Origin of the sequence: Streptosporangium sp. NPDC051022 (assembly GCF_040683035.1) — a bacterium.
GTDB lineage: Bacteria > Actinomycetota > Actinomycetes > Streptosporangiales > Streptosporangiaceae > Streptosporangium.
In genome coordinates, this window is sequence record NZ_JBFBCF010000058.1 from 26,745 (window position 1) to 35,657 (window position 8,913).

General features: G+C 71.4%; 8 protein-coding genes. 2 read left to right on the forward strand and 6 right to left on the reverse strand.

The window, feature by feature from the left end; genetic code table 11:
* Positions 1 to 201: 201 nt before the first annotated feature.
* The 6 genes from ruvX to AB0N02_RS46015 all read right to left on the reverse strand — a co-directional run bounded on the left by ruvX (position 202) and on the right by AB0N02_RS46015 (position 6,114).
* Positions 202 to 699: a Holliday junction resolvase RuvX gene (gene ruvX, locus AB0N02_RS45990; RefSeq protein WP_363961251.1), complete on the reverse strand. Its 498-nt coding sequence runs from the start codon at positions 697 to 699 to the stop codon at positions 202 to 204.
* Between the two features lie 52 nt (positions 700 to 751).
* Positions 752 to 3,424, reverse strand: coding sequence for an alanine--tRNA ligase (gene alaS, locus AB0N02_RS45995; protein WP_363961253.1), 2,673 nt, complete (start codon positions 3,422 to 3,424; stop codon positions 752 to 754).
* Between the two features lies 1 nt (position 3,425).
* Complete coding sequence (locus AB0N02_RS46000; protein ID WP_363961255.1) at positions 3,426 to 3,680, reverse strand: hypothetical protein; 255 nt, start codon at positions 3,678 to 3,680, stop codon at positions 3,426 to 3,428.
* Positions 3,677 to 4,069 carry a DUF948 domain-containing protein gene (locus tag AB0N02_RS46005; protein ID WP_363961257.1) on the reverse strand — a complete coding sequence of 131 codons (393 nt, stop codon included), beginning with the start codon at positions 4,067 to 4,069 and terminating at the stop codon, positions 3,677 to 3,679. The genes AB0N02_RS46000 and AB0N02_RS46005 overlap by 4 nt, the downstream gene beginning before the upstream one ends.
* 182 nt (positions 4,070 to 4,251) lie before the next feature.
* Positions 4,252 to 5,562: a replication-associated recombination protein A gene (locus AB0N02_RS46010; protein ID WP_363961259.1), complete on the reverse strand. Its 1,311-nt coding sequence runs from the start codon at positions 5,560 to 5,562 to the stop codon at positions 4,252 to 4,254.
* A gap of 93 nt (positions 5,563 to 5,655) precedes the next feature.
* Complete coding sequence (locus AB0N02_RS46015; protein ID WP_363961261.1) at positions 5,656 to 6,114, reverse strand: DUF2231 domain-containing protein; 459 nt, start codon at positions 6,112 to 6,114, stop codon at positions 5,656 to 5,658.
* Between the two features lie 236 nt (positions 6,115 to 6,350).
* On the opposite strand from AB0N02_RS46015, the gene AB0N02_RS46020 reads away from it, so the two are divergent.
* Both AB0N02_RS46020 and AB0N02_RS46025 read left to right on the forward strand, forming a co-directional pair.
* Positions 6,351 to 7,256 (forward strand): peptidylprolyl isomerase, encoded by a 906-nt coding sequence (locus tag AB0N02_RS46020; RefSeq protein ID WP_363961263.1) that lies wholly within the window; start codon positions 6,351 to 6,353, stop codon positions 7,254 to 7,256.
* Between the two features lie 156 nt (positions 7,257 to 7,412).
* Positions 7,413 to 8,651 carry a cytochrome P450 gene (locus AB0N02_RS46025; RefSeq protein WP_363961265.1) on the forward strand — a complete coding sequence of 413 codons (1,239 nt, stop codon included), beginning with the start codon at positions 7,413 to 7,415 and terminating at the stop codon, positions 8,649 to 8,651.
* Positions 8,652 to 8,913 lie beyond the last annotated feature (262 nt).

Genomic DNA, 8,913 nt, shown 5'->3' on the forward strand with positions numbered 1-8,913 from the left:
GCGGGTCTGAGAGAGGACCGCGCCGTGACGCCTCCTCCGATCCCCCGGGACACCCGCACCCGCGGGCGCACAGCACCGTGGTGCCGGGCGGAGACTCCGCCCCCTGCCCCGATCGGGCCGTAGATCATTCTAGCGATCCGCCGGGCGCCCGCACGGCGGGGAAGCACGGGGATCACGGGGATCACGGGGATCACAGACGGTTCACCGGACGGCCCCGCCGCCCGGTCCCGCGCCGGGCTGCCCGTCCGGCGGCTCGACGGCTCTGCCCGGGGGTCTGCCGGTGGCGCGCTCACTGTCCAGCGCCGCCTGGAGCAGCACGATGGCCGCCGCCTGGTCGACCACACCGCGCTGGTTCCTGGCCTTCACCCCGCTGGCCCGCAGGCCCTGCTGGGCGGTGACCGTGGTCAGCCGCTCGTCGAACAGCCGCACCGGGATGGGCGCCAGGCGCGAGGAGATCCGGGCCGCGAACTCCCTGGCGGCCTCCGCCGCCTGCCCCTCACGCCCCGAGAGCGAGGTGGGCAGGCCGACCACGATCTCCACGGCCTCGTATTCGGCCGCGATCTCCGCCAGCCGGTCCAGGTCGCCCCTGCCTCGCCGTACGGTCTCCACCGGCGTGGCCAGCAACCCCGAGGGGTCGCTGCGGGCCACGCCGATGCGGACCGAGCCGACGTCGACGCCAAGTCGAATGCCGCTTCTCATCATCATTGCCTCCGCCCCCGAGCCGCGCCCGGCTCACAGGCGTCGCCGATCGTCAGACGAGCGCCTGCGCGATCGCCTGCTCGACGGCGCCCAGCGCGTCGCCGATCGCCTCAGGGCGGACACCGCCTCCCTGGGCGACGTCGTCCTTGCCTCCTCCGCCGCCGCCGAGCGCCTTGGCCGCCACACCGACGAGCCTGCCGGCCTTCAGGCCGCGCTCGCGCCCCGCCTCGTTGACCACCGCGACGACGACGGGCCGGTCGGCCGGCACACCGGCGACGACGACGACCGCGGCGCGGTCACCGGGGAACCGGCCGCGCACGTCAAGGGCGAGCTTACGCAGATCGTCGGGGGAGGTGCCATCAGGCGCGCGGTGTGTCACAACGGACACTCCGTGCAGGTCACGGGCTCCCGCCGCCATCTCCCCCGCCAGCGCGAGGACCTGGGCGGAACGGAGCCTGTCCAGCTCCTTCTCCGCGGTGCGCAGCCGGGTGACGATGCCCTCGATCCGCTCGGGCAGCTCCTCCCGGCGGGCCTTGAGCTGCTCGGAGAGCTGGGCGACGAGCACGCTCTCGCGGGCCAGGAAGCGGAAGGCGTCCAGGCCGACCAGGGCCTCGACCCGGCGCACACCGGCGCCGATCGAGGCCTCGCCCAGCACCTTGACCAGGCCGAGCTGGCCGGAGCTCGCGACGTGGGTGCCGCCGCAGAGCTCGCGGGAGTAGTCGCCGACCTCGACGATGCGGACGGTCTCGCCGTACTTCTCGCCGAACAGCGCCAGCGCGCCCATCGCCCTGGCCTCGGCCTGGGAGGTGTGGAAGGCGTTGACCTTCAGGTCGTTGATCAGGATGGCGTTGACCTCGTCCTCGACGTCGCGCAGCACGCTGGCGGGCACGGCGCCCGCGGCGGTGAAGTCGAAGCGGAAGCGGCCGGGCGAGTTCTCCGAGCCCGCCTGCGCCGCCGTCTCGCCCAGCGCGTTGCGGAAGCCGCGGTGCACGAGGTGGGTCGCGGTGTGGCTGCGGGAGATGGCGCGGCGCCGCTCGACGTCGATCTCGGCCTGGGCCTGGTCGCCGACCCGGATCTCGCCGCCGCGGACCTTGCCCCGGTGCACGACGACGCCCGAGACCGGGGACTGCACGTCGACGATCTCGACCTCGGCCCCGTCGGTGCGGATGATCCCCTGGTCGGCGAGCTGGCCGCCGCCCTCGGCGTAGAACGGCGTACGGCTCAGCACGACCTCGACGGAGGTTCCGGCGCCCGCGGCGGGAACCGAGACCCCGTCGACGAGCAGGCCGATGACCTCGGACTCGGCGATCACGTGGTCGTAGCCGAGGAACTCGACCTTGCCGGCCTTCTCCAGGATCTGGCCGAACACCGAGATGTCGGCGTTGCCGGTCTTCTTGGCGGCGGCGTCGGCCTTGGCCCGTTCGCGCTGCTCCTTCATCAACCGGCGGAAGCCCTCCTCGTCGACCTGGAGCCCCTGCTCGGAGGCCATCTCCAGGGTCAGGTCGATCGGGAAGCCGTAGGTGTCGTGGAGCTGGAAGGCCTGGTCTCCGGCGAGCGTGCCCTGCCCCTTGCGCTTGGTCTCCTCGACGGCCGCGTCGAAGATCGCGGTTCCGGTGCGGAGGGTGCCCAGGAAGGAGGCCTCCTCGGCGTCGATGACGCCGTGGATCTGCGGGGCGTCGGCCTTGAGCTCGGGGTACTGCTCGCCCATGACGTCGATGGTCACCGCGGTCAGCTCGTGCATGTAGCGCTGCTCACCGGCGCCCAGCAGACGCAGGTTGCGGATGGCGCGGCGCAGGATGCGCCGCAGCACGTAGCCCCTGCCCTCGTTCGAGGGCAGCACGCCGTCGGCGACGAGCATCACGCCGGTGCGGACGTGGTCGGCCACGACGCGCAGCGAGACGTCGGCGCGCTCGTCGCGGCCGTAGCGCGTCTTGGTGAGCTCGGCGGCCCGGTCGAGGATCTTGTAGGTGGTGTCGATCTCGTAGATGTTGTCGACGCCCTGCAGGATCGCCGCCATGCGCTCCAGGCCCATGCCGGTGTCGACGTTCTTGGCGGGCAGCTCACCGAGGATCGGGTAGCCCTCCTTGGCACCGCCCGCGCCGCGCTCGAACTGCATGAAGACGTTGTTCCACACCTCGAGGTAGCGGTTCTCGTCGGCGATCGGCCCGCCGTCGCGGCCGTACTCGGCCCCGCGGTCGTAGTAGATCTCGGTGCAGGGGCCGCACGGCCCGGGCACGCCCATCGACCAGTAGTTGTCGGCCATGCCTCGGCGCTGGATGCGGTCGGCGGGGACGCCGACCTTCTCGTGCCAGATGTCGTAGGACTCGTCGTCGTCGTGGTAGACGGTGACCCAGAGCCGCTCCTCGGGGAAGCCGAACCCGCCCTCGGACTCGGGCTTGGTCAGCAGCTCCCAGGCCAGCGGGATCGCCTGCTCCTTGAAGTAGTCGCCGAAGGAGAAGTTGCCGAGCATCTGGAAGAACGTGGCGTGCCTGGTGGTCTTGCCGACCTCGTCGATGTCGGGGGTGCGCACGCACTTCTGGGCGCTGGCGGCCCGGTTGTATGGCGGCTTCTGCTGCCCCAGGAAGTAAGGCTTGAACGGCACCATGCCCGCGGGGACCAGAAGCAGCGTCGGGTCCTCGGCGATGAGGCTGGCCGAGGGCACGACGGTGTGCCCACGCTCCTCGAAGAAGCGCAGGAAGCGGCGGGCGATCTCTGCCGACTCCATGTCAGCGGCCATCCTTTACGTGGTAGTTATGGGTGTTTTCAACACTGTCGAGTCCGAACCTGGAGCGCAACTCGGTTTCACGGTGGGCCGCGCCCTCCAAGGCGTCGGCCGCGAAGCCGCGGACCTGGTCCAGGATCCCGGAGGCGCTCCGCACGGCGCGGCGGGCCACGTGGTTCGGATGCAGTGACTGCAGCTTACGCATCGTCCACACCGCGCCGAACGCGCCCAGGGAGATGTAGAAGAGTCTGCGGATCATCGCCGCCGCCCCTCGACCACGCGGGGGACGGATCTGCCGTTCCTGCGGGCGGACAGGGCCTGCCGGACGCCGTGGCCCAGCGCGGCGAGCTTGATCAGGGGTCCGGTGACCAGGGACTGGGTCACGGCGCTCACCTTGGCGGCGTGCCCGCTCACCTGCTTGACGTCGCGGGCGATGGCCTCCACCGCGACCAGCTGCCGGTTGGTCTCGCCGACGGTCGCCGTGACGTCCTCCAGCAGCGGCACCACGCGCTCGCCCAGCTCGGAGACCATCTTGGTGGTCTCGGTGAGCAGCCTGGCCAGCTTGACCAGGGCCACGGCCAGGAAGCAGACAAGGATCGCCCAGGCCATCGCGACGATCAGCCCGGCGACCTCTCCTGCGGTAAGCATGCGCCGATCTCCTTAGTTGACCCGGCTGGAACAGGCAAGACCTTACCGCGTCCGGCACCGCTTCCCCGGCATACCGTCTCACGGCGGCCTATCCCCGCGGGCCCGTGATCGCCCGCGTACAGCGACCCGCCGTACGCGGGCGATCGCGGGCCCGCGGAGCACCGGCCGCGCGGGCCGGAGGGCTACTGGCCGCGCAGGAAGGCGCGGATCCTGGACCAGCGGTCGGCGAAGGCGGCCTCCGCGCCGTGCCGGGTCGGCTGGTAGTAGCGGCGGTCCCGCAACTCGGCCGGGGCGTAGTCCTGGCGGACCAGGCCGTGCTCGAAGTCGTGGGGATACTTGTACCCCCTGCCGTGACCGAGCTTCTTGGCGCCGGGGTAGTGCGCGTCGCGCAGGTGGTCGGGGACGTGGCCGATGTTGCCGCGCCGTACGTCCTCGGCGGCCGCGCCGATGGCGGTGATCACCGCGTTGGACTTGGGGGCGAGCGCGCAGTGGATGACGGCCTGGGCCAGGTTCAGCCGCCCCTCGGGCAGGCCGATGAACTCGACCGCCTGGGCCGCGGCGACGGCGACCTGAAGGCACGTGGGGTCGGCCATGCCGACGTCCTCCGAGGCGAAGACGACGATCCTGCGCGCGATGAACCGGGGATCCTCACCGGCCTCGATCATCCGGGCCAGGTAGTGCAACGCGGCGTCGGCGTCCGAACCGCGCATGCTCTTGATGAAGCCGCTGATCACGTCGTAGTGCTGGTCGCCCTGACGGTCGTAGCGGACGGCCGCCTTGTCGACCGCGCGCTCGACCACCTCGACGGTGATCTCGCCCTCGGCGATCAGCGCGGCGGCCTCCAGGTAGGTGAGGGACCGGCGGGCGTCTCCCCCGGCCAGCCGTACCAGGTGCTCGGCCGCCTCGGGCGCCAGCCGTGCCTTTCCGTCCAGGCCGCGCGGGTCGGCGACGGCTCGCTCCAGCACACCGCGGATGTCGTCGTCGGACAGCGACTCCAGGGTCAGCAGCAGCGAGCGGGACAGCAGCGGCGAGATGACGGAGAAGAACGGGTTCTCGGTGGTGGCGCCGATGAAGGTGACCCAGCGGTTCTCGACCGCGGGCAGCAGGGCGTCCTGCTGCGCCTTGTTGAAGCGGTGCACCTCGTCGACGAACAGCACGGTCTGGCGGCCGGACATGCCCAGCTCGCGGCGGGCCTGCTCGATGGCCGCGCGCACCTCCTTGACCCCCGCCGAGACCGCGGAGATCTCGACGAAGCGGCGCTTGGTGACGCCCGCGACCACGTAGGCGAGGGTGGTCTTGCCGGTGCCCGGCGGCCCCCACAGGAACAGCGACATGGGGGCCTCCGCCTCCACGAGGCGGCGCAGCGGCGTGCCCTGCCCCAGCAGATGACGCTGCCCGATCACCTCGTCGAGGCCGCGCGGGCGCATCCGCACCGCCAGAGGCTCGTGGCCGCGATGGGCCTCCTCGGCGACCGAGTCGAACAGGCTGTCCACGGTCAGACAGTACCGTCAGGCCACCGGGCGCGGATCCACGGCGCCGCGGCGCGGCCGTGACGCCCGCGCCGCGGACGGAGCCCGCAGCGGGTCTCAGTCTCCCCAGACCGCGGTCGCGCCGCTGTGACCGGCGCGCAGCACGTAGTAGCAGGCCACTGCGGCCAGGACCACGGTGAGCGCCGAGAGCGCCGTCCCGGCCGGGCGGGGGAAGCGTCCGGCGCGGGAGACGTAGACGAGCCCCAGGGAGACCGCCCCCAGGGCGAGCGCGGCGAGCAGCAGCGGGGTCGCGAAGCTCTCGTGCTCGGCGATGCGCCGGCCGAGCTCTCCGCCCGCCGAGGAGAAGTCCCTCTCCAGCTCCTCACCGCTCTCCCTGGCCGCGAAGACCGCCACCGGGACGATCACCGCGAGCACCGTCACCGCCCAGGTGAGCGCGGTACGCGTGCGCGCGGCCAGCGCGTAGACGGCGGCCAGTACCGCCAGCAGCGGCGTCAGGACCACCGCGGCGTGGATGATCAGGGGGTGGGCGGGCAGTCCCAGGATCTCGTCGAACATGCGGCGGCTCCGGTCGTCGGTGTCATGCGTTCGTCGGCGTCATACATGTCGCAGGCGGCTCGTCATCGGCGGACACGGATTCCACCGCGAACGGCGCCTGGAGCGTATCGGGCCATCCGCGCGTTCCTCTTCCGCCTCATCCGGCGGATTCTGTCACTTACATCCAGCACACGCCGAGGCCGGTACGCTTTCGCCCAGTTAATAGTCATGGAACGGTAATCCTGGAGGACGTAGCGGTGAGCGGTGAGGACCGCCAGAGCCAGTTGGCTCGGGAGCACAAAGAGCGCCAGGCCCAGCGTGCCCAGCAGGCGACCAAGGCTAAGCGGAACACCTTCATCGGAGTGGGCGCCGCCGTGGTCGTCGTGGCCGGGGGCCTGTTCGCCGCCACCACCCTTCTTGGAGGAAACAGCGAGAGCGGCGCCACCGCCCCCACGAGCTCCCCCGCCGCGGACCCGAGCTCCTCCGCGGACCCGTCGGAGAGCGCCTCCCCGAAGCCGTCCCCCACCGCCTCGGTCAACCTGGCCAAGCTGACCTGCTCCTACCGCAAGGACACCAGCGGCAGCCCGGCGAAGTACGTGGGCATGCCGCCGGCCAAGCCCAACCTGAAGCTGAAGACCATGACGATCACCACCAACCATGGTGACATCGTGATCGACCTCGCGACGGCCCAGGCCCCATGCTCGGTGAACTCCTTCGCGTTCCTGGCCAGGAAGAACTTCTTCGACAACACCAGGTGCCACCGCCTGGCGACTCTGGAGAACTCCGGGCTCGGCCTGCTGCAGTGCGGCGACCCGCAGGCCAAGGCCGACGGCAAGAACCCCACCGACGGCCAGGGCAGCTCGGGATACGTCTTCAACGACGAGAACCTCGGCGGCATGCCGTACACCAAGGGCACGGTCGCGCTGGCCCAGGCGTCGGAGGCGTCGAACCAGAACGGCAGTCAGTTCTGGATCTCGCTGGCCGACGAGACCGGCCAGCTGTCGGCGGACTTCACGCCCTTCGGCACCGTCTCCCAGGGCATGGACATCCTCGACCAGGTCTACAAGGGCGGCTGGATCACCAACCCCGACGACATCACCGGTGACGGCGGCTCGAACGCCCCCAAGATCCCCGTGATCATCAAGGACGTGCGGCTCTCCTGACGAGCCCCCTCGCGGGGGGCGCCCCCGGCGGGCGCTCCCCGGCCCTGCCCCGTGGCGTCACGGGGGCCTGTGATCCCGCTCACAATGGGACGCCCGGCGGTGCCCGGAGACAGACTGGAGAGAAGGACACATGATCCATCTCACCGAGGGACGCCGATGCCGGACAAGCTGCCTTTCGATTTCCTGCTGAACCCGGAACTGGGCAGGGACCCCTATCCCGCCTACGCCGCGCTCAGGAAGAGCGGACCCGTCCATCCGATCGACTTCCCGCCCGGCGTGAACGCCTTCCTCGTGGTCGACTACGAGCACGGCCGTCCCGCGCTCAACGACCCCCGCCTCACCAAGGACCTGGCCCGGGCTCTCGAACCGTTCCGCGACCGCTTCACCGCCGGCAACCCGTTGCTCTCCTACAACATGCTCAGCAGCGATCCGCCGGACCACACCCGGTTACGCCGGCTGGTCTCCAAGGCCTTCACCCCCCGGCGGATCGAGGGCCTGCGTCCCCGGATCCAGGAGATCACCGACGATCTCGTCGACGCGATGGCTGCCAGGGGCGAGGCCGACCTGATCGACGACTTCGCCTTCCCGCTGCCGATCACCGTGATCTGCGAGCTGCTCGGCGTACCGGCCGAGGACCGCGACACCTTCCGCGAGTGGTCCGGCGCGCTGATCACTCCGGCCTTCGACGAGGAGCGGGCCCGGCGCCGCCGGGAGGTGAACTCCGCCGTCGAGACCTACTTCGCCGAGATCATCGCCGAGCGCCGGGCCTCCCCGCGCGACGACCTGGTCAGCGCGCTGGTGGCCGCCCACGACGACGACGAACTGCTCGACGACCAGGAACTGCTGGCCACCCTCATGCTGCTGCTCATCGCCGGGCACGAGACCACGGTCAACCTGATCGGCAACGGCATGCTGGCGCTGCTGACCGATCCCGGCCAGCTCCGGCTGCTGCGCGACCGGCCGGAGCTGCTGCCCTCGGCGATCGAGGAGTTCCTCCGCTACGACGGGCCGGTCGAGCGGGCCACCTTCCGCTTCGCGGCCGAGGACCTCGAGATCGCGGGTGTCCCCATCCCCAAGGGCAGCATGGTCCACATCCTCATCGGCTCGGCGGACCGCGACCCCGAGGTCTTCGACGCTCCCGACACCCTCGACATCACCCGCGAGGACAACCGTCACGTGGCCTTCGGCCACGGCATCCACTTCTGCCTGGGGGCACCCCTGGCCAGGCTGGAGGGCCGGATCGCCTTCGGGACGCTGCTGGAGCGCCTGCCTGACATCGAGCTGGCCTGCCCGCCCGGTGAGCTCGTCTGGGTCCGGAGCGGTTCGGTGATCCGCGGGCTGCGGGAGCTTCCGGTCCGCTTCCGGCCCCACAGCGGCGAGAGCCCGCTTTCCTGACGCCCGCGGGGGCGCCGTCCTCGATCGCCGCCGCGGGGCGTGTCCCCGGCGCCTCCGGGACCGCTCTCACCGGCCGCCGCCGCCGATCCTCGTGTGGCGGGGCCGTCTCCTCCGCCGGAGACGGCGTGGGCCCCGGGAGCGTCCGTCCCGGGGCCCACGCGCACCGGTCAGCCGACCGGCGGGAGGCGTGCGCCCGGTTTCGGCCGGCGTCGCCGCCACCGCGTCCGCAAGGTGCGCGTCCGTACGGCGGGAGTCATGCTGG